This window comes from Micromonospora sp. NPDC050495, assembly GCF_040655175.1.
Lineage (GTDB): Bacteria > Actinomycetota > Actinomycetes > Mycobacteriales > Micromonosporaceae > Micromonospora.
Genome location: NZ_JBFAJK010000025.1, coordinates 47,612 through 72,012, shown reverse-complemented (window position 1 = coordinate 72,012; position 24,401 = coordinate 47,612). Strand labels below are relative to the sequence as shown.

The following is a 24,401-nucleotide window of genomic DNA, read 5'->3' as shown; positions in this document are numbered from 1 at the left end:
CGGTTCAGGTGCCGACCGGGACGCGTTCCCGGGCCGGGGTGGTGGGTCGTTGCGCCGGGGGCCGGACCCGCCCGTCGGCGACCGCGACGGCGAACACCATCACGGCGGTGAGCAGGATGCCGAAGGTCCAGCCGCCGAGGACGTCGGTGAGCCAGTGCTTCTCGGCGTAGACGCGGGTGTAGCCCTCCACGGTGACCAGCACGGCCAGCGCGGTGAGCAGCCCGACGCGGATCCGGCGCGGGATGCGCCAGGCGAACGCGGCGAGCACCAGGATGGTGCCGAAGGTCATCAGCACCCGGGCGCACCCGCCGGACGGGTAGGTGCCCAGATCGGTCGGCGGGTGACCGCGGTCGACCACCCCGGCGAGGATCTGCTGGGTGTACTGCTCGAGGACGAACTGCAACGGCATCGCGACCAGCGGGAGCCACCAGCGCCGGCGGCGCCACGCCACGGCGAGGGCGAGGGCGCCGACCACGGTGACCCACTTGAGCGGGTACCGGTCGCCGATCGCGGTGATGAAGCTGTTCAGGTCGGCCCAGCCGGCGACCCGCCGGGCGTGCACGTACTCGAAGACCGGGTGGTCGACGTGGGGTTCGAGCCGGGACAGCGCCTCGCCCAGCGGCCAGCAGAGCGCGATGACCGCGGCGGACCCGGCGAGCAGCACGACCAGGGCGGCGCCGAGCCGGCCAAAGGCGTCGGTGAGTCCGGCGACGGCCTGACGCAGCCGGTCGGCGGTCCGGCTGGCGGCGACGGCCGGCGCCCACCGAGTGGCCAGCCACGGGACGACGAGCGCCGGCACGAGCACGGCGAGCGCCCCGCACAGGTAGATCAACGTCACCGTCGGTCACCACCTGTCCGGGCCGCGTGCCCCACGACGGCCGCGCGCACATTCTCTGCCATGCCAGCCACCGGCCGGACCTCCCGCACCCTACGACCCCTGGGGGGCGCCCCACGCCGCCCGGACCGATCGCACCCGTCACCACCGCGGTGATGATCGAGTGGTGACACCTTAGTGGAGGGGTGCCGGCCAGCGGTAGCGGGGGCGAGGGCCGTGCGGCATTTCCCCGGTTTGCCGGTCGGCACCCCGACAGTCGGCCCGCCGGACCGGCTCAGTCCCCGGTCGGTCGCAGTCGCTCGGCGAGCACGTGCAGCAGCGCGGGGTGCAGCTTCGGGCTCCAGCCGCCGCCACCCGCGGCAAGCTCCGCGGTCCGCAGCCACAACTCGACGAGATAGGCGTCGGCGACGAGGCGGCAGCGGGCCGGGTCGAGGCCGAGCGACCGGCCGTGCCGGGCCAGCGCCGTCGTCATCTCGCCGGCCGCCTCCGCCGCCGGCCGCCCGTGCAGCGACAGGGCACTCTGGAAGCCCTGGTGGGCGAGGTCGAAGCCGACCGGCCGGGCGGCGCCGCTGTTCTCCCAGTCCCAGGCGTACAGCCGCCCCCGGTGGGTGCCGAGGTTCCACGGCACCCAGTCGCCGTGCCAGTGGCCGAACTCCAGCGCGGTCGCCCCGTCCCGGTCGGCGAGCGCCGCCAGCGCCGCCACGACCGGCCCGCCGGCGCGTTCGGCCCGCGCGGTGAGGTCGGCCAAAAACGGTGAGCCGGCGAGGGGGCGGGGCGCGGCCGGCGGCCCGCCGCGCCGCGCGACGGCCAGCATCGCGGCCACCTCCGGCCGGTCCGGGCGAGCCAGCCGGCGCACGCCCGCGGGCATCGGCTCGACCAGGGTGACCGCCAGGTCACCCCAGCTCAGCTCGCGCAGCAGGCGGGGCGCGTCGGGCAGGTCACCGCCGTCGCGGGGCAGGTCGCGCAGCGCCGCGGCCTCCGCGCGGACCATCGCCCGGGTCGCCTCGTTCCAACCCACCTTCGCGTACGCCCACGCCGCGCCCCGGTCGTCGAAGAGTTGCAGCGTCGGCTTGTGGTGCGGGTCGGGGGGCCGGATCCCGATCGCGGCGTGCAGCGGCCGGCCCTCGGCCCGGGCGAGGCTCCCGGTCAGCAGCAGCTCGGCCGGGTCGGCGGTGTCCGGGGCGGCGACGGTCAGCACCGGCATCCGGGCCAGCCGGGTGGCGCCCAGGCCGGCCAGCACGCCGACGGCGAGCCGGTTGGCCCGGACCCGGGGCGGCCGCAACGCGTTGTACGCCAGCGTCGACGCCGCGCCGACCCGGCGGGAGGCCAGCGGCAGCAGGAACTTCGCCCGCTCCACCGAGGGCACCACGGCGTACCGGGCGACGACCCGGTGACCCGGGGGCGGCGGGGCGGGGCCGGACGCGACGCCCAGCCACAGCCGCGCGTCGGCGAAGATGGCTCGGCTCACCCAGCCGATGCCGTCCTGGCGGTTCCGTGGATCCTGCACCGCGCCCTGCCCTCCCCTGTGCCCGTCCCGTTGCCCCGGCACGTCGGCGGCCACGATATTGCCCGCCGGCCAGCCGGCGCACGGCGGGCGGGGTCGGCGGTCAGCGCTGCCAGACCCGGACGTAGTCGACGCGGAAGTCGGCCGGGAACCGGGTGGCCGGGCCGGGCGCGCCGAGCCAGCCACCGACCTGGACGTTCAGCCGCAGGTTGTAGGGCTTGTCGAAGGCCTCGTCGAACCAGGGCGTGCTGCGCCGGTCCCGCTGCCACACCTGCCGGCCGTCGACGTACCAGCGGATCACCCCCGGCTCCCACTCGGTGGTGTAGGTGTGGAAGCCGTCGCCCGGGTGCCCGGTCGGGAACGGCCAGCGCTGGTCCTGCTTCACCGGCGTGTAGTCGTAGAAGATCGCCTGGGTGGCGGCCCGGTGGTGCGCGGCGCCGCCGGGCAGCTCGACCACGTCGATCTCACCCTTGCCGGCGTCCTCGGCGCGCAGCCAGAACGCCGGCCACAGCCCCTGCGAGCCGGCCGGCCCGGCCGGCGCCTGCGCCCGCACCTCGAAGCGGCCGTACCGGAACGCGGCCTTGCCGATGGTGTCCAGGTAGCTCTCGGTGTACTGCCGCAACTGGGAGCCGCAGGCGACCACCCGCCGCTGCACCCGCAGGGTCAGCACCCCGCCGGCCACCGCGACGTTCGCCGGGTCGTCGACGTTGCAGCCGAGGTCGACGTCGCGCGCCTCGCCGTCGCGGACGTTCCACCGGGACCGGTCGACCGCCGTGCCGTCGAACTCGTCCGTCCAGACCAGCCGCCAGCCCGGCAGGTGGGCGCCGGGCGGCTCGGTGGGCGGCGGCGCGGGCCGGGCGGCGGCCGGCGTGACCGGCCCGGCCGGGGCGGTCCGCGCCGTCTGCCGCGGCGGTGTGGCGGTGGCCGCCAGGGTGGTGACGAGGCTGATGCCGAGGACGCCGAGCAGCGCGGCCCGGCGGCCCGGCCGGGCCGGACGGTCGTGCGGGGGCGGCTGCCCGGTCACGGAGGGCTCCCTGGGTCGGCGGCGGTGCGGCAGCAGCGTATCCCGGTGCCGCGCGCCACCCGCCGCGGTGGCCGACCGGCCCGGATCAGGGACGTGCCGCCGCCAGCGCCGCCCGCATCGCCTCGACCGGTGCGGGCACCCCGGTGAACTGGGCGAACTGGTCGACCGCCTGGGCCAGCAACAGGTCCAGGCCGGAGACCACCCGGCAGCCGGCGGCCAGCGCCGCCGCGGCGAGCGGGGTGGGCCAGGGGTCGTAGAGGGCGTCGAAGAAGACCGTGCCGGGCCGCCAGTCGAAGTTCTCAGCCAGCGGGTCGGCCACCCCCTTCGGCACCGTGGAGATCACCACGTCGGCGCGGGCGTGCGCGGGCGCGCCATCCCACCCGGCGCCGGTCAGCGGCACCCCGACCGCCCGGGCCACCGGACGCAGCTCGTGCACCGCCTCGGGGCGGCGGGCCACCACGGTCACCTCGGCGGCACCGAGCCGGGCGGCCGCCGCGAGCGCCGCCCGGGCGGTGCCACCCGCGCCGAGCAGGGTCACCGTGGCCCCGGCCGGCACCCCGGCGGCGGTGAGCACGTCGACCATGCCGGTGACGTCGGTGTTGTCGGCGTACCAGGTGCCGTCGCAGCGGCGTACCAGGGTGTTGGCGGCGCCCACCGCGGCGGCGACCGGGGAGGCCTCGCCGGCCAGCGCGAGCGCCGACTCCTTGCCGGGCATGGTCACCGACAACCCGGCCCACTCCGGGCCCAGGCCCGCGACCAGGCCGGCCAGCTCGTCGGCCGCGCACTCGATCCGGGTGTACGACCAGCCGGTCAGCCCGGCCGCCGCGTACCCGGCCTGGTGGATGACCGGGGAGAGCGAGTGGGCGATCGGCTTGCCCACGACGGCGGCCCTCACGCGCAGTTCGATCCCGTCAGCACCTTGTTGTCGCACATGGTCTTGATGAGCCGGCGGTACTCGGCGTCGTTGGAGCCGTAGCCCATCGTGCCCTTCTTGTCGATCGTCATGAAGTAGATCCAGTCCCCGGTCGGCGGGTCCAGCGCGCCCTTGAGCGCGCCCTCGCCCGGGTTGCTGATCGGGGTGATCGGCAGGCCGGCCACGTCGTGCGTGTTGTACGGGTTCTTCAGGTTGTGGATCTCGCTGGCCAGCAGCTCGTTGGAGTCCTTCGGATCCTTGCCCTGCAACCGGAACCAGTAGTTGATGCCGCTGTCGATGCCCAGGCACTTGCAGCCGATCTTGCCGGCGTAGACCCGGTTGTAGATCACCCGGGAGACCTTCGCGAAGTCCTTCGGGTCGACCGCCTCGGCCTGCGCGATGGAGGCGGCGACCAGCGCCTCGTACGGGGAGATCTTCCGTTCCTTCTGCACCCGGTCGACGAAGTCGAGCTGCTCGGTGACGCGGAGGAACTCGTCGACCATCATCGAGAGGATCTGCGCGGCGGTGGCCTTCGGCGGGATCTCGTAGGTGGACGGGTAGAGGAAGCCCTCGATGCTCTTCGGGGCCTTCTTGCCGTCCTGCCGGTTGAACCAGAAGGCCGGCACGCCCAGCTTGACCGGGTCCTTCGCGGCGGCCTTGAACTCGGCCACCGGGATCTTGGTCTCCCGGGACAGGATCGCGTAGACGTTGAGGCTGATCGTGCCCTCCGGGATGGTCACCCCGTCGACCACCCGGCTCTTCGGGTCGAGCATCAGGACGATGACGTCGGCGGCCTTCATCTGCTTGCGCACCTTGTACGTGCCGACCTGGATGTTCTTGCTGCGGGAGTTCGCGTCGGCGGCCTCGATGAACGCCTTGGTGCTCTTGACCACGCCGGCGTCGTAGAGGGAGTTGCCGATGTCGGTGAGGGTGTCCCCCGCCTTGACCTGCACCGTCGCCTCGCCCGAGCCCGGACCGTCGTAATCCGGGGTGATGAAGTGATTACGGATCCGGTCGAAGCCGACGTACGCGCCGCCGCCGATGCCGCCCAGCAGCACGATGGCCATCAGGAGAGCGAAGATCGTCTTGCCCCGGCTGCCGCCCGAGCCGCCGTTGCGCTTGCGTACCGCGCCGCGCCGGTGCCGGCCCTTCTCCCCCCTCTCCGGCTCGTCGAACCCCAGATCAAGATCGTCGATCATTGCGTCCGCCTCCGCTGTGCGTCCAGCCAGCTCTGCAGAATCTCCACCGCGGCGGCCTGGTCGACCACCGCCCGTTGGCGCTTTCCCCGGACGCCCCGTTCGGCCAGCCTACGACTAGCCACCACGGTCGACATCCTCTCGTCCGTCAGCGTCACCGGAATCGACCCCATTACATCGGCCAACCGGGCAGCATAGGCCGATACGTTCGCCGCGGCCGGGCCATGCTTTCCGGCGAGGTTCACCGGGAGGCCGACCACGATTCCGACCGCCTCGTGCTCGGCGGCCAGCCGGACCAGCTCCGCCATGTCGCCGGGCACCGCGTCAGGGCCGGTGGCCAGGTCACGGGCGAGGGTGACCAGCGGGGTGGCCAGGATGCCGTGCGGGTCGGAACGGGCCACGCCCACCCGGACCTGTCCGACATCCACCCCGAGGCGGACGCCGGTGGTCGAGTCAGCCATCTACCGGACACCTCCCCTCCGGTACGGGCCAGGGCGGACCGGCCGGTCCGCCCTGGCGTCGATCGGTGTCACCATCACGCGTCGGCGATCGCCTTCTCCACGGTCAGCAGCAGGTTCGGCGCCTCCCCGGCCGGCAGGCCGCCGCCCTGGGCCAGGTCGTCGCTGCCGCCGCCCCGACCGGAGAACGCGGCCTTCACCAGGTCCTTCGCGCTCAGGCCACGACCACGGGCGGCCTGGTTGACGGCCACCACCAGGGATGCCTTGCCGTTGCCACGGGCGGCCACCGCGACCACCGCCGGACGCGCCGGGTCGATCCGGCCGCGGATCTCCTGGGCCAGGGTGCGTACGTCGTTCGCGGCCGCGCCCTCGGGCGCCTCGGTGCCCACGTACGCCACGCCCCGCACGTCCTTCGCCCCGGCCGCGAGGCTCGCCGCACCGCCCAGCACCAGCTGGGCGCGGAGCTTCTCCAGCTCCTTCTCGGCGTCGCGCAGCTGGGTGACGGTCTGCTCGACCCGGTCCGCGACCTGCTCGCCCGGCACCCGGAACAGCTCCGCCAGCCGGGACACCAGCAGGTGCTCGCGGGCCAGGAAGCCGAACGCGTCCATGCCGACCAGGGCCTCGATCCGCCGGACACCCGAGCCCACCGAGGCCTCGGAGAGGATCTTCACGAGGCCGAGCTGGGCGGAGCGGGCCACGTGCGTGCCGCCGCACAACTCGCGGGCGTAGTCACCGACCTCGACGACCCGGACCCGCTCGCCGTACTTCTCGCCGAACAGCGCCATCGCGCCGATCCGGCGCGCCTCCTCCTGGCTGGTGATGAAGGCGTGCACCTCCAGGTCGGCCAGGAGCACCTCGTTGACCTGCTGCTCCACGTCGTGCAGCACGCTCGGCGCCACCCCGGTCGGGGTGTTGAAGTCGAACCGGAGCCGGCCCGGCGCGTTCAGCGAACCCGCCTGGGTCGCCGACTCGCCGAGGAAGTTGCGCATCGTCTGGTGCACCAGGTGGGTGGCGGTGTGCGAGCGGGAGATCGCCCGCCGGCGGGACGCGTCGATCTCGGCGTACCCACTCTCCCCGGCGCGCACCTCACCCCGGACCACCCGGGCCCGGTGCACGATCAACCCGGGCACCGGCTGCTGCACGTCGAAGACCTCGACCTGCCCGCCGCCGACCGTGATCAGACCCTGGTCGGGCTGCTGGCCGCCGCCCTCGGCGTAGAACGGGGTGGTGTCGAGCACCAGCTCGACGGTGTCCCCCTCGACCGCCGCGTCGACCTGCGCGCCGCCGGCGAGCAGGGCGCGGACCCGCGACTCCCGGGTCAGCTCGGTGTAGCCGGTGAACTCGACCGGCCCGCCGCCGTCGAGCACCGACCGGTACGCCGACACGTCGGTGTGGCCGGTCTTGCGGGCCTGCGCGTCCGCCTTGGCGCGGTTGCGCTGGTCGGCCATCAGCCGGCGGAAGCCGTCCGCGTCGACCTGCAGGCCCTGCTCGGCCGCGATCTCCAGGGTCAGGTCGATCGGGAAGCCGTACGTGTCGTGCAGCTGGAACGCCTTGTCACCGGAGATGGCGGCCTGCCCGGCCGACTTGGTCTCGGCGATCGCGGTGTCCAGGATCGTGGTGCCGGCCCGCAGCGTGGCGAGGAAGGCGTCCTCCTCGGCGTACGCGTACTGGGAGATCCGGCCGAAGTCCTCGGCCAGCTCCGGGTACGACGGGGCCATGCAGTCCCGGGCCACCGGCAGCAGCTCGGGCAGCGCCCGGTCCTGGTAGCCGAGCAGACGCACCGCCCGGATGGCCCGGCGCATGATCCGGCGCAGCACGTAGCCGCGGCCCTCGTTCGACGGGGTCACCCCGTCGCCGATCAGCATCAGCGCGGTCCGCACGTGGTCGGCGATCACCCGCAGCCGCACGTCGTCCGGGTGCGACTCGCTGGCCACGTGGCCGGAGTGCGCCCCGTACCGCTTGCCGGTCAGTTCGGCGGCCCGGGCGAGGATCGGCCGGACCTCGTCGATCTCGTAGAGGTTGTCGACGCCCTGCAGGATCGAGGCCATCCGCTCCAGGCCCATGCCGGTGTCGATGTTCTTCGCCGGCAGCTCACCGAGGATCGGGTAGTCCTCCTTGCCGGTGCCGGGCCCTCGCTCGAACTGCATGAAGACGAGGTTCCAGAACTCCATGTAGCGGTCCTCGTCGACCGCCGGCCCGCCCTCGCGGCCGTACTCGGGACCGCGGTCGTAGAACAGCTCGGAGCAGGGGCCGCACGGGCCGGGGATGCCCATCGACCAGAAGTTGTCCGCCTTGCCGCGGCGGACGATCCGCTCGGCGGGCACGCCGACCGAACGCCAGATCTGGAACGCCTCGTCGTCGTCGAGGTAGACCGTCGGCCAGATCCGCTCCGGGTCCAGCCCGAAGCCGCCCGCCTCGACCGGCTTGGTGACCAGGTCCCAGGCCAGCGGGATCGCGCCCTGCTTGAAGTAGTCGCCGAAGGAGAAGTTGCCGTTCATCTGGAAGAACGTGCCGTGCCGGCTGGTCTTGCCGACCTCGTCGATGTCCGGCGTGCGGAGGCACTTCTGGACGCTGACCGCGCGCTGGTACGGCGGGGTCTGCTGGCCCAGGAAGTAGGGGACGAACTGCACCATGCCGGCGTTGACGAACAGCAGGTTCGGGTCGCTGATGGCGGGCAGCGGAGCGGACGGCACCACGGTGTGGCCATTCGCCTCGAAGTGGGCGAGGTACCGCCGCTTGATCTCCGCCGTCTTCATCGCTGGTGCTCCTCCGGGAAAATCTCTCGGTCGCCGATGCGCGGGTCCTCGCGCAGGTCGGCGAACTGGTCGTCGTACGCCTCGCCGCGGGCGAAGGCCTCGTGGATCTCCTGTTCGCGCTCGGCCATCCCGGCGCGGACGTCCTCGACGAAGCCCCGGACCGACTCGACCAGGCCACCGGCGGACTCGGACAGCCCGCTGGCGATGCCCGCCGGCGTGTACGCCTGCGCGGTGCGGGTGGCCTTGCGCACCACCAGCACACCCACGGCCAGGCCGACGCCCAGCCAGAACAACCGCCTCATGCTCTCATCCTCCCGCTGTGCGCCGGCCCGGGTCAGCGGTTGCCGCGCCTGGCGGCCCGACGCTGCTGCTTGATGGTGTCGCGCACCTCACGCTCGGTCTCCGCGTGCCGACGGGCGGAGGCGGCCTTGCGCACGCCGTAACCGAAGGCCGCCACCTTGACCAGCGGGTTCGCGGCGGCGGCGGAGACCACGGCGGCCAGGTTCGCCACGTTCGCGGTGACGTTCTGCGCGTGGGTGGTCATGGTGTCCACCTTGGCGAGCTGGAGGTTGACCCCGTCGAGGGAGGTCTGCACCTGCTCCAGCGCGGTGTTGACGTTCTTCACGGTCGTGTTGACGTCACCGAGCAGGGGGGTGGTGCGGTCGTTCAGCTCGGTGATCATGCGGGTCGTCGCGTCCACGGTGTGCCGCAGCCGCAGGATCGGCACCGCCAGCACGAGCACCAGCATCAGGAACGCGCCGGCCGCGATCAGTGCGGCGATCTCTCCACCACTCACGCGCATGTCCTCCTCAAGCAGGGTCCCGGGGCCCGACGCCCCGGGACGCGCGACCGTCCTACCCACTTCGTCCCACGCCGACCCACCGTCAACGGGCGCGGGCGGTTCCGCCAGCCCCAGACCCTACCGTCCGTGATGGAAACCGGCTCACGACGGTGAGCGTGTCAGCTCGCCGAGCGGATCGTCAGTGAGGGTCGGGTACGGATCCTCACCGGTGAGTGACGGGTCGGTGCTCGGCTGTGGTCCGGTCCGCTCGTCGTCGATCGCGTTGCGGACCTTCACCGACACCAACGACCCGGCGCACTTCTCCGCTGCGGGCGTGGGTGCCGGAGTCGGCGCCGGCTCCCCGCCGACCGGTGGCGGCACGCAGGTGGGATCCCGGACCCACAGGTCGAGGGTAAGCTCGTCGCGCCGCCAACAGGTGTAGCTGCCCTTGACCGGCTGCTCCGGGCAGCGGTCCACCTTCCACCGCCGCCAGCCGTCCCGGCCGAGCGCCTGCTGGTAGACCTCGGCGGTCTCCTTCCAGGCCTTCTCCGACTCGACGGTGCGTTCCCGCAGCCGGCAGTCCTGCAGGCACCAGCGGCTGCCGCTGACGTTGTCGACGGTGTCGTTCGCCGCCCAGGACGGCACGGCGAGCGCGTCGAGGGTGTCGAAGACCGGGTCGTGGCTGAGCGCGCGCAGCCCGAAGTAGAGCGGGACCGCGCCGAGCAGCACCAGACTGACCAGGGCGAGGATGGCCATCCGCAGCCGCCGCCGCTCGCGCATCTGGCGGCGCAGCTCGGACCGGGCGCCGCGCAGGACGCCGGCCTCGGTGGGCGGCTGCCCGGGGTCGGACTCGGCTCGCCGCAGCGCGGGTCCGGTCCCGCCCTCCGGTGCGGCCTGCCCCGGCTCCCGGGGCGGTACGACCGCCGCCGCCCGGGCCGCCACGGGCGCGCCGGCCCTCGCCGGGGGCACGACCGCCGGGCCGGCCGGGCCGGGCCGGGCGGGCTCCGGCGGATGCGGGCCGACCCGCCCGGCCGACCGCTCGTCGGGTACGCCGGGCGGGGCGACCGCGGCGGCCGCCCGGGCCACCGTGGGTTGGGGGGCGCCGCCACGCGGACCCGGTGCCGCGGCCGGTCCGCCCGGCGGCGGCGCGCTGTCCGGGCCGGGGCGGGCCGGGCCGTTACCTCGCGGGTCACCACCGGCCGGCCCCGGACGGCCGGGCTGGGCAGCCGGTCCGCCGCGTCCGCCGGGTGGGTTGCCGGGGCGGGCGGGATCGACGCCGGGCGGCGGGCCACCGGCCCGGCCGGCGTCCACACCGGCCGGTGCACCGGCCCGGCCGGCCTCCGGCGCCGCCGCGTTTCGCCCGGCCGGTCCGCCGGGGCGCGCGGCTCCGCGCGCGGGACGCGCCCGGTCCGGGGGCGCGGCGGCACCGGCCCGCGCGTTCGGGGCACGGTTGGCGCCGGTGGGCGGGCCCTCCTCGGTGGTCGGCGCGCCGACCGGCGAACCGGTGGGCCGGCCGGCCACCGGGGTGGCGGGGTCGCTGTGCGGGGTACGCCCGGCCTGCCGTAGCCAGTCCGCCGGCCGCTCGGGCCGCGGCCGTGGCTCGCCGGCCGGCTCGTGGGCGCCCCGACGCGGTCCGGAAGCGGCGCCGGCCAGCCGGCCCGTCGGCGGCTCCGGCGCGGCACGGCGACCGGCCGGGTCGTCCGGCACCGGCCGGCGGCCGGTCATGTCCTCGGGCGCGGCACGGCGACCGGTCACATCCTCCGGTCCGGCACGGCGACCGGTCACATCCTCCGGTCCGGCACGGCGACCGGTCACATCCTCCGGTCCGGCACGGCGACCGGTCACGTCCTCCGCTCCGGCGCGGCGACCGCCGCGGGGGGCTGGCTCCTCGGGGGCGGCCCGGCGGCCGGCGGGCGGCATCGCATCCCGGCCGGCGGGCGGCATCGCATCCCGGCCGGCGGGCGGCATCGCGCCCCGAGCGGCGGGCGGCATCGCGTCCTGGCCTGCGGGCGGCATCGCACCCCGACCGGCGGGCGGCATGGTGTCCCGGCCTGCGGGTGGCATCGCGCCCCGCGCGGCGGGCGGCATCGCGTCCTGGCCGGCGGGTGGCATGGTGTCCCGGCCGGCGGGCGGCATGGCCGGGGCGTCGGGGGTGGTCCGGCGGCCGGCCCGGGCCGGCGGCCCGTCGGGGGCGCGCCGGCCGGCCGGCGGCATGGTGGGCTCGCCCGGTGCGCGCCCGGCCCGCGGGGCCGCCGGGTCGTCGCGGCCGGCCGGAGCGTCGGGGCCGGTCCGCCGGGCGGCGGGCGGGACCGCGCCGCCGCGACCGGCGGGCGGGACGCCCGGCACGGGTGGGGCGTTGCCGCTGCGCGGCACCGCCGGCGGCGGCTCGGGCTCGTCGGCGCGGCGACGGCCGCCGGCGCGGCCGGCGGCCGGACCGCCCATCCGGGACACCCCATCGTCGGCGGGGTCGGCCTGGGCATGGCGGCGCCGGGGCTCGGCCTCGGCCGGCCCGGGCCGGCCGGTGACCGGGTCGACGACCGGATAGCCGGCAGCGGGCGGCGCGGCGGCGGCGCGGACCGGCGGCACCGCGGTGCGACCGGTCTCGGGTCCGGCGGCGGCCCGACGGCCGGCCCCGGAGACGGGACGGACGCCGCCCTCGACCCCGTCGGGCAGCGACCGCCGACCGGCACCGGACACCGGTCGGACGCCCGGCTCGACACCGCCCGGACCCGGCCGACCGGCAGCCGGGTCGCTGCGGTGGCCCGAGCCGGAGACCGGGCGGACGCCGGCCTCACCGCCGGTGGGGGCGGTGCGCCGGGCGCCGCCCGAGACGGGTCGCACGGCCGGGTCGACGGCGCTCTCGGCGCCGTGCCGGCCACGCGGCGTGGGCGGGACCGGAACCCCCGGCCCGGCCGGGGGCAGGTCGACGCCGGTCGACCAGCCGGGGCCCGCGCCCGGGCGCTCCGGCACCGGCGCCGGGCCACGGTCCGGGCCGGGCGCGGCCGCGCCGCGAACCCGGCCGGATGATCCGGCTCCCCGGGCCCGGGCGGGGCCACCGCGGCCCGGCTCGGGGCCGGCGGGCGGCACCGGAGCACCCGGGCCAGGCTCACGGCCCACCGGCGGTACGGGACCACCCCGACCCGGCTCACGGCCGGCCGGCGGCACCGGACCACCCCGGCCGGACTCACGGCCGGCCGGCGGCACCGGGCCGCCGCGACCGGTGGGCGGCGTCAGCCGGCCGTCCGGGCCTGCGGCCCGGGCAGCGGGCGGTGGCAGGGGCGGTTGCTGACCGGTCGGTGCCTCGCCCCGTCGGGGTGGCTCGGCGGGATGCTGGCCGGGCTCGGAAGCGCCCGGCCAGAAAGCCTCCACCGGGCCGCGCCGGGCCGCACCCGGGTCCGGCCGGCCGGGACGGGCCGGCGGGGTGGCCGCCGCGGCGTCGGCCGGTCCACGCCGGACCGGCGGTCCGGCCGGGCCCGAGCGGCCGGCGGCCGGCGGCACCGGGCCGGGGTGGCCGGCGGCCGGCGGCGGCACCGGGCCGGGACGGGCCGCGGGCGGTGGTTCGGACGCGGGCGGTACCGGCCCGGCGGCGGCCGGTGGCACCGCGCCGCGCGGGGGCGCCGCGGGCAGGTCCCCGTCCGGGCCGAGTTCGGCCCGCTGCTGCTTCGCGGTCCGCAGGTCGTCGATCCAGCCGAACTCCTCGCCGACGGCGGCCTCGTCGGGCTCCGCGTCGGCCTTGCCCCGCCCCCACCGGCGGCCCTTGGCACGAGGGTCGCGCCGCTCCTCCGGGCCGTCTTCCGGCCGCTCAGGACCACGCGCCATCACTGCTGACCCTCCCCGACGGCAGCGCCGTCGCCCTCATTCGCCCCGTCGCCCCGCTGCGGGGCGGTCGCCCCGACACTCTCGGTGGCCGGCTCCGCACGGGCCGCCGGCGTCGGCAGCCCCCGCACGATCCGGCGCAGCAACGGCAGCCGGGTGGCCACCGCCCGCTCCGCGCCGTGCCCGCTCGGCCGGTAGTAGTCGGTCCCCACGAGACCGTCCGGAGCGTACTGCTGGGTGACCACCCCCCGGTTGTCGTCGTGCGGGTAGCGGTATCCGGCGCCGTGCCCGAGCCCACGTGCCCCGGAGTAGTGCGCGTCCCGCAGCCCTCGCGGCACCGGCCCACCCCGGCCGGCGCGGACGTCGGCGATCGCCGCGCCGATCGCGGTGGTGGCCGAGTTCGATTTCGGGGCGGTGGCCAGGTGGATGACCGCGTGCGCGAGGTTGAGCTGGACCTCGGGCAGCCCGACGTACTCGACCGCGTGCGCGGCGGCGGTGGCCACGGTGAGCGCGGTGGGGTCGGCCATGCCGACGTCCTCGCTCGCGAAGATCACCAGGCGGCGGGCGATGAACCGGGCGTCCTCCCCGGCCACCAGCATCCGGGCCAGCCAGTGCAGCGCGGCGTCCACGTCCGAGCCGCGCATGCTCTTGATGAACGCGCTGATCACGTCGTAGTGGGCGTCGCCGTCCCGGTCGTACCGGACGGCGGCCACGTCGACCGCCTGCTCGGCGGTGGCCAGGTCGATCCGGTCGGCGCCGCGCGCGGCGGCGGAGGCGGCCGCCGCCTCCAGCGCGGTGAGCGCCTTGCGGACGTCGCCGCCGGCCAGCCGGACCAGGTGGTCCTCCGCCTCGGTGGCCAGGGTCAGCGAGCCGTTCAGGCCGCGCTCGTCGGCCACCGCGCGGCGCAGCAGGCCGCGTACGGCGTCGTCGTCCAGGGGCTGGAGCGTGAGCAGCACGCAGCGGGACAGCAGCGGCGAGATGACCGAGAAGTACGGATTCTCGGTGGTCGCCGCCAGCAGGGTCACCGTCCGGTCCTCGACCGCGGCGAGGAGCGAGTCCTGCTGGGTCTTGCTGAACCGGTGCACCTCGTCGATGAAGAGCACGGTCTGCGGGCCGCCGGCCCGGCGCTGCCGCCGCGCGGTGTCGATCACGGCCCGGACGTCCTTGACCCCGGCAGTCAGCGCGGACATGGCCACGAACCGCCGGTCGGTGGCCCGGGCCACCAGGTGGGCGATGGTGGTCTTGCCGCTGCCGGGCGGCCCCCACAGGATCACCGACATCGGCGCGGCGCCCTCGACCAGCTGCCGCAGCGGGGCGCCCGGGGCGAGCAGGTGATCCTGGCCCACCAGCTCGTCGATGCCGGCCGGGCGCATCCGGACCGGCAGCGGAGCGTCCGGCCGGGTGGCGGAGAACGGGTCGACGCCAGGGGAACCCGCGGGGCCGCCGGGGGGCGCGCCGGCGGGTTCGCCGAGGGTGAAGAGGGCGTCGGACTCCATCACGAGAACAGTACCGGGCCCGGCCGACGGCGCTGGAATCGCGCCGTGGGCCGGGCCCCGGTGATCCGTTCCGGTCAGCCGCGGCCGGGACGGCGACCGCGGTACCAGCGGCCCCGGCCGCCGGTGCCCGGGCCGTTGCCGACCCCGGCCAGGTAGAGCGAGAGCAGCAGAAAACCGATGAGCATGAGGGTGTGCACGTTGAACAGGTCGGGAGCGCCGAGGTTCGTGTCCAGGAAGTCGAGCAGCAGCGCGAAGCCGAACACGATGGCCGCGAGAATGGCGAGCATGGTCGTTCCTCCGGTGGGGGGTCCCTATAGGGTCGGCGAGGGATGTACCCGATCGGTCTGTTCGTCAATCTCCACGCTGGACCGGGCGGCCCGGAGCGGGTCGGTGGCCGGGATCCGCGCTCTCGTAGGCTGACCGCATGATCACCGCCGATCAGGTGCTGGCGGGGCGGGAGGCCCTGCTCGCCGCCACCGGACACCACCCGTACGCCCGGCACGCGCTGTGGCGCGACCACGAGGCGCGGGGGTGGCGGCGCGACGGCACGGTGGGCTGGCTGCTCCCGCCCGGGCAGGGGCCGGCCGGCGGCGCGGTCGGGCCGGCGGGACCGGCGCTGGACGTCCTCGCCGGCCTCGTCGCGGACGGGACGCTGCACGCCGGCCAGTGGCTGCACCTGCCGCGTGCCACCCCGGCGGAGGTGGCCGCCCGGCTCACGGTGGCCCGGCTCGACGAGTGGGACTTCCGGTGGACCACGGCGGCCCCGCCGGAGCAGGCCGGGGAGGACCGGGTGGTCCGCCTCACCGAGGCTGACCACCCGGCGCTCGACGCGCTGATTGACGCCGCGTTCCCCAGCACCACCTCCCGGCCCGGCGACCCGCGCATCGTCGACTGGTACGGCATCCGCGACGGCGACCGGCTGGTGGCCGCCGGCGCGGACCGGAGCCGGGGCGACATCGGCTTCCTCGCCGGCCTCACCGTGGCGGCCGACCGGCGCGGCCGGGGCCTCGGCGCGGCGCTGACCGCCGGGATGACCCGGGCCCTGCTGGGCCGGTACGACCACGTCGCGCTCGGCGTCTACACCGACAACGTGGGCGCGATCCGGCTCTACCGCCGCCTCGGTTTCACCGGCACCGAGCCCCGTACCTCGGTGCACCTGGGCTGACCGCCCCGCCGGCCCGGCCCCGCCGTCAGGCGGACCGGGTGCCGGCGTCCGCGGCGGGCACCGGCGCGGGGCCGGCGAGACTGCCCTCGGGTCCGGTCGCCACGACCGGGGTCGCCCCGGCGGCCTCCGCCGGGTCCGGCCCGGACCCGGCCGGCGCGCCGGCGACGGTCGCGGCCGCCCGGTTCGCCCGCCAGGCCGGCAGGTAGAGGGGGGCGGCCAGGGCGAGCACCACCGCGCCGACCAGCATGGCCGTGCCGACGCTGGCGCGGTCCGCCACCGCGGTCAGCACCACCGCGCCGAGCGCACCGGCCGGCTGGCCCATCATCGAGTTCAGCGAGAGCACGCTGGTCCGGTACGGCCCGTCGACCTGGCGGTGCAGCAGGCCCATGTGCAGCGGGTTCGACGCGCCGTGCACCGTGTAGCAGGCCAGGTAGGCGATCAGCACCCCGACCGGGCCGGCGAGCAGGCCCATCCCGACCACCGTGCCGCCCTGGAGCACCCGCATGAGCGCGGCGGCGGGCGCGGCACCGAGGCGCCGCAACAGCAGCGGGGTCAGCGCGGCGCCGGCCGCGTTGGCCAGCCAGGCCGCCGAGCCGGCGGGACCGAGCAGCGCGGCGGCCCGGTCGGCGCCACCGACCACCTCGGCGAGACGCACCGGCAGCAGCGACTCGAAGGTGACCATGCCGAAGCCCCAGAACAGCTCGACGGCGACCAGCGCGAACAGCACCCGGTTGCGGCGCAGCAGACCGAACGCCTGGCCGACCATCCGGGGCGCCTCGACCACCGAGTTCCGCAGCGCCGCGCGCCCCTTCGCCGGCCGCTCCTCGACCAGCAGCACGGTGAGCACCACCAGCGCCGCCACCTGCAGGGCGATGGCCACCAGCACGGGCAGGGTCAGCGCGCTGACCGGGCCGATCGGGCCGAGGGCGACCAGGCCGCCGCCGAGCAGCGCACCGGCGCCGATGGCGATGCCGGCGACGGTGCCGGCCCAGCCGAGGCCCCGTTCGTACTCGGCCTTCGGGTCGGCGGCCAGGGTGGCGTCGACGTACCAGGACTCCAGCGGGCCGCTGTCGAGCGCCCGGTAGATGCCCTGCAACGCCCAGACCAGGGCGAACAGCCAGAACGAGTCGGCCACGGCGAACAGCGTCAGCGAGGCCAGGCAGACCACCCAGGCGGTGATCAGCACCGGTTTGCGGCCGAGGGCGTCGGCGAAGCCACCGGTGGGCAGCTCCAGCGCCAGCACCACCAGGCCCTGCGCGGTGGCGACCAGGCCGATCTGGGACAGCGACAGGCCGCGTTCCTGCATCAGCAGGATCATCACCGGGATGGTCAGGCCGGCGGGCAGCCAGCGCAGGCCGTAGAGGGTGAGGTAACGGAACCGGACCTGGCGTACGGAGAGCGCGGTCAACGGAACTCCTTCTGCATGGGGTAGGCGGCGACGAAGATCTGGACCCGCTCGGCGCCGGGCTCGGTCGGGTCGGCCTCCTGCCGGTGCCGCTCCAGGACGGCCCAGAGCTCGGCCTCGATCGCCGCCAGCCGGTCGGCCGGGACGGTCAGGAAGAAGTCGCTCATGCCGAACGCGTCCCGCCACTCCGCCGACCACTCGTGCTGAGTGGCGAACCACTGCTCGGCGTGCCCGGCCAGCAGGCGGACCTGGTCGCCCTGGATCCAGTCGATCGCGGCGCGGGCGTCCGGGTCGTCGTCGAAGTCGCTCGCTTCCCAGTTGGTGACGTCGTGCGCGGCCCGCCACCAGCGCTGCCGGCCGGTGCCCCGGTCCGGGTCCTCCACCACGAGGCCCACCTCGGCGAGCTGGCGCAGGTGGTAGCTGGTCGCACCGGTGTTGGTGTCGAGGAGGGTGGCGAGGGTGGTGGCGGTCGCCGGCCCCTTCACCCGCAACGCGCCGAGCAGGCGCATCCGCAGCGGGTGGGCGAGCACGCGCACCTGCCGGTGATCGAGCCGGACCTCGCGCGGCGCCGATGTCTTGTCGCTGTCCATAGGATGCACGATAACTGTGCACACTTCCTGTGCACAAGTCTTGTGCACAGGAAGTGTGCAATCGGCTCAGCGAACCAGGGTGATCTCCGGCGACGTCCAGGTCTCGGTGCCGGGGGCGTGGTCGGCGTCGCCGAGCGCCTTGTCGAAGACGAATCGCAGGCGGTAGGTGCCGGCGGGCGCCGCTGAGCCGTCCGCGAGGGTGGCGTCCCAGGAGTAGAAGGCGACCCCCGTGCCGGCACCCGCGTTCCGGGCCACCCACGACGCGTCGTACGGGGTGGCGACGACCGCGCCGGAGCCGTCCAGCGCCTCGAGGCGCATCCGGGCCAGCATCGGGTAGCCGTGCGACAGCATCACCCAGGCCGCGTCGTTCGCCGTGCTGGTGTCACTGAGGTCGACGCTGATCGGCAGATTCCGGCCGAAGCTGAAGTAGCCGGGGCGCAGGGCCGGATTGTCCAGCTTCGGGTTCACCGCCGTGAAGGTGGGATTGACCGCGGAGACCGCGTCGTAGTCTCCCGCCATGCCCAGGTAGGGCACCCGGAGTTCCGGGTGGTCCCTGCCGGCCCGGGTGACCTCCACCCAGCCGCCGAACAGGGTGCCCGCCACCACGCCCGCCGGCTGCCGGAAGTGCACGGTGACCGAGCGGCTGCCGTGGGCGGGGACGGTGACCTGGTCGGCACCCTCGACCGCGACCTGGCCGCCGGCGTCGACGGGCTGCCAGGAGTTGGTGTACGGAGGCGCGGCGGAGACCGCCGCGCGGTGCCCGACGACGTAGGTGACCGGCTGGTCGGTCGGGTTGCTGACGGTGATCCGGCGGATCGCCTCCCGTCCCTCGAGGTCGCCGAGGGGCAGCTTGCCGGGGGTGGCGGTCAGCCGCCGGCCCGACACCGCGGCGAGCGCCGCGACCGCGTCGACCCGGCCGGCGCCCTGCTGGGCGACGGGCTGGCGGCCCCGGTCGTGGTCGCCGGTCATGGCCAGCGGGGTGGCGGTGTTCTGCAGGGCGACGCGCACCTCGTCCGGGGTGAGACCCGGGTGCGCCTGCAGCAGCAGCGCGACGATCCCGGCGACGTGCGGCGCGGCCATCGAGGTTCCGGAGTTCACGCCGTACCAGTTGAGGGCCCGGGGCAGCGCCGAGAACACGTACCCACCGGGCGCGGCGAGGTCGGGCTTGAACTCCAGCTCGTTGCCCGGCCCCCAGGAGGATCCCTGGTCCATCAGGCCGGCAAGGTCCACGCCCAGCGCACTGCCCGCGTACGCGCCCCAGGTGAGCCGGCTGCCGCCCGGCGCGGCGAGGATGCGCCGGGCGTCGCTCTCGCGGATGTTCACCACCGGGATGGTGATCGTGCCGCAGCAGGACTGACCGGCGATCGCGTCCCCCGGGATGGTCGGATTGTGGTAGATCGCGGCGGCCGCGCCCGCGGCGGCGGCGACCCGGGCCACGTCCATCGGGCGGCAGGGGTAGCCGCCGGGCGCCGAAGTGAACAGGGCGACCTGCCCGGCGAGGCTCCCGGCAGGCAGCGGGTCGCAGCTCGCGACCATCTCGGTGACGGGGAAACTGCCGCTCACCGGCGGGGTCGGGCCGCGCCCGGACACCTCGAACGGGACGGGCGCGGCAGAGCCGTCGTCGAGGGTGAACGCCAGGTACGGGTACCGGCTGCTGTAGGTGCTGCCGACGGCGATCGCGCCCGCGGCCACCGCCGGCGACCCGGCGTTGAACGGTCCCGCGTAGCCGTTGCCGACGGCGACGATGACGGGTACGCCGGAGGCGACGAGGCGGTCCACGGCGAGCGCGAGCACGCTGCTGCTGCGTTGGCCCGTCACGCCCAGGCTCAGGTTGACCACGTCCACGCCGTCGGCGGCGGCCCGGTCCAGCGCCGCGATGAGGAGTTCGTCGGTCGCCGGGTTGCGGGTGCCGAAGACCCGATACGCCCGCAGGGTGGCGTCCGGCGCCACCCCTTCGATGCGCGCGTCGTTGCCGGCGAGGATCCCGGCCACGTGGGTGCCATGTCCGGCGGATCCCACGTTGGTGTCGTCGTACGGGTCGGCGTCCTCGTCGGCGAAGTCGTAGCCGCCGAGCACCTTGGCGTTGGGGAAGCCGCCGCCGCCGAGCGCGGGGTGGTCGTAGGCGATCCCGGTGTCGACCACGCCGATGGTGACGCCCTCCCCGGTGAAGCCGGCCCGGTGGGCCTCGGGGACGCCGGTGAGTTCGGTGGCGGTGACGATCTCGCGGCCGGCGGGCGCTCCGGCGGCGGCCTGGGCGACGGCGCGCTGGAGGAGGTCCGCGGAGACCGGGGTGGGCGAGTCCGGTGCCGCGTACGCCACCGGCGCGGACACCGCGGCGACCCCGGGCAGCGCGGCCAGCCGGGCGGCACGGTCCGGGGGAACCTTCACCACCAGGCCGTTGACGACATCGCGGTACCGGCGGTTGACGGCCACCGGAATGCCCGCGTCCCGCGCCGCGTCGGTCAGGTCCTGCTGCGAGCGGTCCACGGCGGCGCGCGCGGCGGCCCGCTGCGCCGGGGCGGCCTGCTGCGCGGCGGGTGCGCTGTCGAGGATGACGATGCGAGTGACGGCGGACCCGGGGTCGTCGCCGGCGGTGGCCGCCGCGCTGCTCGGCACGGTGAGCGGCAGCAGCAGGAGGGCAGCCGCCAGGGCTGCGTGGCGTCGGTACATGGTCTGGCAGCGTAGGCACTGCCGGTCGGGGAACCCCCCCGTCCGCCCTGGCGGAGGTCCGCCATGGCGCAAAGCCGCACCGTCAGCGCGGCTGCGCGGTCCCCGCTCCGGGGGCGAGCAGTTCCTCGACCCCGCGCAGCCGGGTCCGCAGCAGGCCCGCGGCGCGGGTCGAGTCGAGCCGTACCTCGGCGGGGCGGCGCACACCGGCCGCCGCGCCGGTGCTGGTCTTCATCCCGGCCGGGTCGAGGCCGAACCGGCGGGCCACCAGCAACCCCAGCTCGGCGCGGCTGACCGCGTCGGGTCCGGCCACGTTGAGCGCCCCGGCGTAGTCGGTGCCGACCAGTTCCAGGACGGCGGCGGCGACATCGGTCACGTCCACCGGGCAGCGCAACTCGTCGGTGAACAGGGTGGCCCGGCCGGCCAACGCGTCCCGGCAGAGCTGGATCTGTTTGCTCCCCTCCCCCAGGATCAGCGACGTCCGCACCAGCAGCGCGCCCGGATCGACCGCGCGCACCGCCGTCTCGGCCGCCGCCTTCGCCGCCCCGTACGGGTACACCGGCGTCGGCGGCTCATCGTCGGCGTACGGCTCGGGACGCCCGCCGTGCAGCGCGTCGCTGGACAGGTGCACCAGCCGCGCCCCCACCTCGGCCGCGGCGGACGCGACGTGGGCCGCCCCGTCGGCGGTGACCGCCCAGTCGTCGAAGCGGTACGGGGTGCTGACCACGGCGTCGGGGCGTACCCCGGTCAGCAGCGCGCGCACCGCGGCGCGGTCGGTGACGTCGAGCCGGTGCGGCGCGACGCCGGGCACCGCGACGGCGGCCGAGTGGTACGTGCCGGCCACCCGGTGCCCGGCGGCGACCGCCTGCCGGCACACCTCGGCGCCGAGAAAGCCGCTGGCGCCCACCACGAGCAGGTTCATCCGTCCCCCTGATGATCGAAAAGGCCCGCGTCATCATGACGCGGGCCTTTCGACATCGCTGGATCAGGTCGGGTCGGCCACCGGGGCGGCCGGGCCGGCGGTGCCGGCGTGCGGGCCGGTGGGCGCCTTCGGCTTGGCGTCGATGCCGGCCTCGGCCCGCTGCTGGGCGGTGATCGGCGTGGGCGCGCCGGTCAGCGGGTCGAACCCGCCCCGGGTCTTCGGGAACGCGATGACCTCGCGGATCGAGTCCGCACCGGCCAGCAGCATGCAGACCCGGTCCCAACCGAACGCGATGCCGCCGTGCGGCGGGGCGCCGTACTTGAACGCCTCCAGCAGGAAGCCGAACTTGTCCCGCGCCTCCTCGGGCGTGATGCCGAGCAGGTCGAACACCCGCTGCTGCACGTCGCCGCGGTGGATACGGATCGAGCCGCCGCCGATCTCGTTGCCGTTGCAGACGATGTCGTACGCGTAGGCCAGCGCCCGGTCCGGCGCCTCCTCGAACCGGTCCACCCACTCGGCGTTCGGCGAGGTGAACGGGTGGTGCACGGCCGTCCAGTTCCCCTCGTCGGTCTTCTCGAACATCGGCGCGTCGACCACCCAGCAGAACGCCCAGGCGCTCTCGTCGACCAGGTTTGCCCGCTTGGCGATCTCGATCCGGGCCGCGCCGAGCAGCTCCTGCGCCTCCCGGGTGTTGGTGCTCGCGGCAAAGAAGATCGCGTCGCCCGGCTTCGCGCCGACCGCGTCGGCCAGGCCGGCCAGGTGCGCCTCGGACAGGTTCTTCGCCACCGGCCCGCGCGCCTCGCCGGTCTCCGCGTCGAGCACCACGTACGCCAGGCCGCGCGCGCCGCGCGCCTTGGCCCAGTCCTGCCAGCCGTCCAGCTCCTTGCGGGTCTGGCTCGCCCCGCCCGGCATGACCACCGCGCCGACGTAGCCGCCCGCGTCGATCGCGCCGGCGAACACCCGGAACTCGGTGCCGCGCAGGTAATCGGTCAGCTCGGTCAGCTCGACGCCGTAGCGCAGGTCCGGCTTGTCCGAGCCGTACCGGGACATCGCGTCGTGCCAGGTGATCCGCGGGATCGGCCGGGGGATCTCGTGGCCGGCCAGGTCGGACCAGAGCGCCGCGACGATGGCCTCGCCGAGGTCGATCACGTCGTCCTCGGTGACGAAGGACATCTCGATGTCGAGCTGGGTGAACTCCGGCTGCCGGTCGGCGCGGAAGTCCTCGTCCCGGTAGCAGCGGGCGATCTGGTAGTACCGCTCCATGCCGCCGACCATCAGCAGCTGCTTGAACAGCTGCGGCGACTGCGGCAGCGCGTACCAGCTGCCCGGCTGGAGCCGGACGGGCACCAGGAAGTCGCGGGCGCCCTCGGGCGTGGAGCGGGTCAGCGTCGGCGTCTCGATCTCCAGGAAGTCCCGCTCGTGCAGCACCGTGCGGGCGAGCTGGCTGGCCCGCGAACGCAGCCGCAGGGCCTTGGCCGGGCCGCTGCGCCGCAGGTCCAGGTAGCGGTACTTGAGCCGGATGTCGTCACCGGCCTCGACCTGGTCGTCCACGGGCAACGGCAGCGGCGCGGCCTCGGAGAGCACCTCCAGCTCGGTCGCGGTCACCTCCACCTCGCCGGTCGGCAGGTCCGGGTTCTCGTTGCCCTCCGGGCGGCGGGTCACCTCGCCGGTGACCTTCACGCAGAACTCGTTGCGCAGCGCGTGCGCGTCCTCCTCGCGGAAGACCACCTGCACCACACCGGAGGCGTCGCGCAGGTCGACGAAGATGACGCCGCCGTGGTCGCGCCGGCGGGCCACCCACCCGGCGAGCGTCACCGTCGAGCCGGCGTCCGCGGCGCGCAGGCTTCCGGCATTGTGGGTACGGATCACGGCTGGCGTCTCCTCATCGCTGTACGGGCTGCCCCCGCATTCTGTCAGCTCGGCGGAGCGCGCCCCGCGCCACCCGGTAACCCGGTCGCGGCCGGTCGGGGTGGCTCGATCGCGGGCGGGTGGCCGGCCTCACTCGTCGGGAATGTCCCAGGCGGTCACCCGGACGGTCGCCGCCCCGTCGTTGGCCACGCCCATCACCTCGAGGAGGATCATGCGCCAGGGCTCGCCGTGCGCGCGGGCGTTGCCGTAGTCGGTGGTCACGCAGATCGCCGTGCCCTTGCGGACCGGGATCGCCGCCCCGGTGGCGATCGGCGCGGTACGGATCTTGTCGCCGCACGCCGGCGGCAGCATGCCGGCACTGGCGTCCTCGCTCCCATCGACCCCGTCCTGAAGGGTGAAGTATGAGGGAGTGTTGCCGCAGCCCATGGTGAACTTGATCTCCGCGCCGGTGCTCTCGTTCATCACCCGGGGCTCGTCCAGATCCGCGTACATCCGATTGCTGCAGGGCACCTTGAAGGTGAGCGGCTGCTTGTCGTACCTGGGCCGGTAGACGGTCCGCTCGTCGAGCGGCGGCGCCTCGCCCGGCGAGCGGGGCACGTCCTCGGTCGGGGTCTCGCCCGTGGCGGTGGGCGCGGCGGCCGTCGGCGCGTCGCTGGCGGGCGCGCTCGCCGCCGAGGTGCCGGGGGCGGGTCGGAGGGCGATGTCCTTCGCGTCGTGCGCCTGGTCGATGGCCCGCCAGGCGAAGATCGTCGAACCCAGCGCGAGCAGGAGGGCCAGCCCAGCGACGCCCAGGGCGAGCACGGCCAGGCCCCGCCCACCCGGCCGCGGCGCGGCGGCGGGCCGGCCGGGCAGACCGGTGCCCGGCGGCGTGGTGCCTGGCGGCGGGGGGCCCAGCGGGGCGGCCGGCGGGCCGGCGCCGGGCGGGGTCGCGCCGGCGGCGGGGGGCCGACTCGCGCCCGGCAGGGTCGGCGGGGTGTCCTGCGGCTCGCGGGAATCGCTCATGA

At 75.6% G+C, this 24,401-nt stretch carries 19 protein-coding genes; 1 reads left to right on the top strand and 18 read right to left on the bottom strand.

From position 1 onward, the window contains the following. Positions 1-4: 4 nt before the first annotated feature. From AB0I11_RS22625 to AB0I11_RS22570, 12 genes are all read right to left on the bottom strand, one after another. Positions 5-838, bottom strand: coding sequence for a phosphatase PAP2 family protein (locus AB0I11_RS22625; protein WP_357323741.1), 834 nt, complete (start codon positions 836-838; stop codon positions 5-7). A 271-nt stretch (positions 839-1,109) separates the two neighbouring features. Next, the gene (locus tag AB0I11_RS22620) at positions 1,110-2,342 is read right to left on the bottom strand and encodes a hypothetical protein (RefSeq protein ID WP_357323737.1); all 1,233 of its coding nucleotides are present in this window, start codon (positions 2,340-2,342) and stop codon (positions 1,110-1,112) included. A 100-nt stretch (positions 2,343-2,442) separates the two neighbouring features. After that, positions 2,443-3,363, bottom strand: coding sequence for a glycoside hydrolase family 16 protein (locus AB0I11_RS22615; RefSeq protein ID WP_357323734.1), 921 nt, complete (start codon positions 3,361-3,363; stop codon positions 2,443-2,445). Between the two features lie 85 nt (positions 3,364-3,448). Continuing rightward, entirely contained in the window at positions 3,449-4,258 is an 810-nt protein-coding gene (locus tag AB0I11_RS22610; protein ID WP_357323731.1) for a shikimate dehydrogenase, read from the bottom strand. Next, positions 4,255-5,475, bottom strand: a complete 1,221-nt coding sequence (mltG, locus tag AB0I11_RS22605; protein ID WP_357323727.1) for an endolytic transglycosylase MltG — start codon at positions 5,473-5,475, stop codon at positions 4,255-4,257. The genes AB0I11_RS22610 and mltG overlap by 4 nt, the downstream gene beginning before the upstream one ends. Beyond that, complete coding sequence (gene ruvX / locus AB0I11_RS22600; protein ID WP_357323724.1) at positions 5,472-5,933, bottom strand: Holliday junction resolvase RuvX; 462 nt, start codon at positions 5,931-5,933, stop codon at positions 5,472-5,474. Before ruvX ends, mltG begins: the two co-directional genes overlap by 4 nt. Before the next feature lie 74 nt (positions 5,934-6,007). Further along, complete coding sequence (alaS, locus tag AB0I11_RS22595) at positions 6,008-8,686, bottom strand: alanine--tRNA ligase (protein WP_357323721.1); 2,679 nt, start codon at positions 8,684-8,686, stop codon at positions 6,008-6,010. Then, the gene (locus AB0I11_RS22590; RefSeq protein ID WP_357323718.1) at positions 8,683-8,988 is read right to left on the bottom strand and encodes a hypothetical protein; all 306 of its coding nucleotides are present in this window, start codon (positions 8,986-8,988) and stop codon (positions 8,683-8,685) included. Before AB0I11_RS22590 ends, alaS begins: the two co-directional genes overlap by 4 nt. A gap of 32 nt (positions 8,989-9,020) precedes the next feature. Then, entirely contained in the window at positions 9,021-9,482 is a 462-nt protein-coding gene (locus AB0I11_RS22585; protein ID WP_357323715.1) for a DUF948 domain-containing protein, read from the bottom strand. A 147-nt stretch (positions 9,483-9,629) separates the two neighbouring features. Continuing rightward, a complete protein-coding gene (locus tag AB0I11_RS22580; RefSeq protein WP_357323800.1) occupies positions 9,630-10,247 on the bottom strand; it encodes a hypothetical protein in 618 nt (205 codons plus the stop codon). Positions 10,248-13,285: 3,038 nt separating this feature from the next. Next, positions 13,286-14,779: a replication-associated recombination protein A gene (locus AB0I11_RS22575; RefSeq protein WP_357323712.1), complete on the bottom strand. Its 1,494-nt coding sequence runs from the start codon at positions 14,777-14,779 to the stop codon at positions 13,286-13,288. A 74-nt stretch (positions 14,780-14,853) separates the two neighbouring features. Continuing rightward, the gene (locus AB0I11_RS22570; RefSeq protein WP_357323709.1) at positions 14,854-15,066 is read right to left on the bottom strand and encodes a hypothetical protein; all 213 of its coding nucleotides are present in this window, start codon (positions 15,064-15,066) and stop codon (positions 14,854-14,856) included. A gap of 137 nt (positions 15,067-15,203) precedes the next feature. Between AB0I11_RS22570 and AB0I11_RS22565 the strand changes: the two genes are divergently transcribed. After that, positions 15,204-15,944 carry a GNAT family N-acetyltransferase gene (locus tag AB0I11_RS22565; protein WP_357323707.1) on the top strand — a complete coding sequence of 247 codons (741 nt, stop codon included), beginning with the start codon at positions 15,204-15,206 and terminating at the stop codon, positions 15,942-15,944. A gap of 25 nt (positions 15,945-15,969) precedes the next feature. On the opposite strand, the gene AB0I11_RS22560 is transcribed toward AB0I11_RS22565, so the two are convergent. The 6 genes from AB0I11_RS22560 to AB0I11_RS22535 all read right to left on the bottom strand — a co-directional run bounded on the left by AB0I11_RS22560 (position 15,970) and on the right by AB0I11_RS22535 (position 24,399). Next, positions 15,970-17,352, bottom strand: a complete 1,383-nt coding sequence (locus tag AB0I11_RS22560; RefSeq protein ID WP_357323704.1) for an MFS transporter — start codon at positions 17,350-17,352, stop codon at positions 15,970-15,972. Next, positions 17,349-17,939 (bottom strand): helix-turn-helix domain-containing protein, encoded by a 591-nt coding sequence (locus tag AB0I11_RS22555; RefSeq protein ID WP_357323701.1) that lies wholly within the window; start codon positions 17,937-17,939, stop codon positions 17,349-17,351. The genes AB0I11_RS22560 and AB0I11_RS22555 overlap by 4 nt, the downstream gene beginning before the upstream one ends. A gap of 66 nt (positions 17,940-18,005) precedes the next feature. Beyond that, positions 18,006-20,609 (bottom strand): S8 family serine peptidase, encoded by a 2,604-nt coding sequence (locus AB0I11_RS22550; protein ID WP_357323698.1) that lies wholly within the window; start codon positions 20,607-20,609, stop codon positions 18,006-18,008. 82 nt (positions 20,610-20,691) lie between these two features. Continuing rightward, positions 20,692-21,528 carry a sugar nucleotide-binding protein gene (locus AB0I11_RS22545; RefSeq protein ID WP_357323695.1) on the bottom strand — a complete coding sequence of 279 codons (837 nt, stop codon included), beginning with the start codon at positions 21,526-21,528 and terminating at the stop codon, positions 20,692-20,694. Between the two features lie 63 nt (positions 21,529-21,591). Next, positions 21,592-23,397 (bottom strand): aspartate--tRNA ligase, encoded by a 1,806-nt coding sequence (gene aspS / locus AB0I11_RS22540; RefSeq protein ID WP_357323693.1) that lies wholly within the window; start codon positions 23,395-23,397, stop codon positions 21,592-21,594. 129 nt (positions 23,398-23,526) lie between these two features. Continuing rightward, complete coding sequence (locus AB0I11_RS22535) at positions 23,527-24,399, bottom strand: hypothetical protein (protein ID WP_357323690.1); 873 nt, start codon at positions 24,397-24,399, stop codon at positions 23,527-23,529. Positions 24,400-24,401 lie beyond the last annotated feature (2 nt).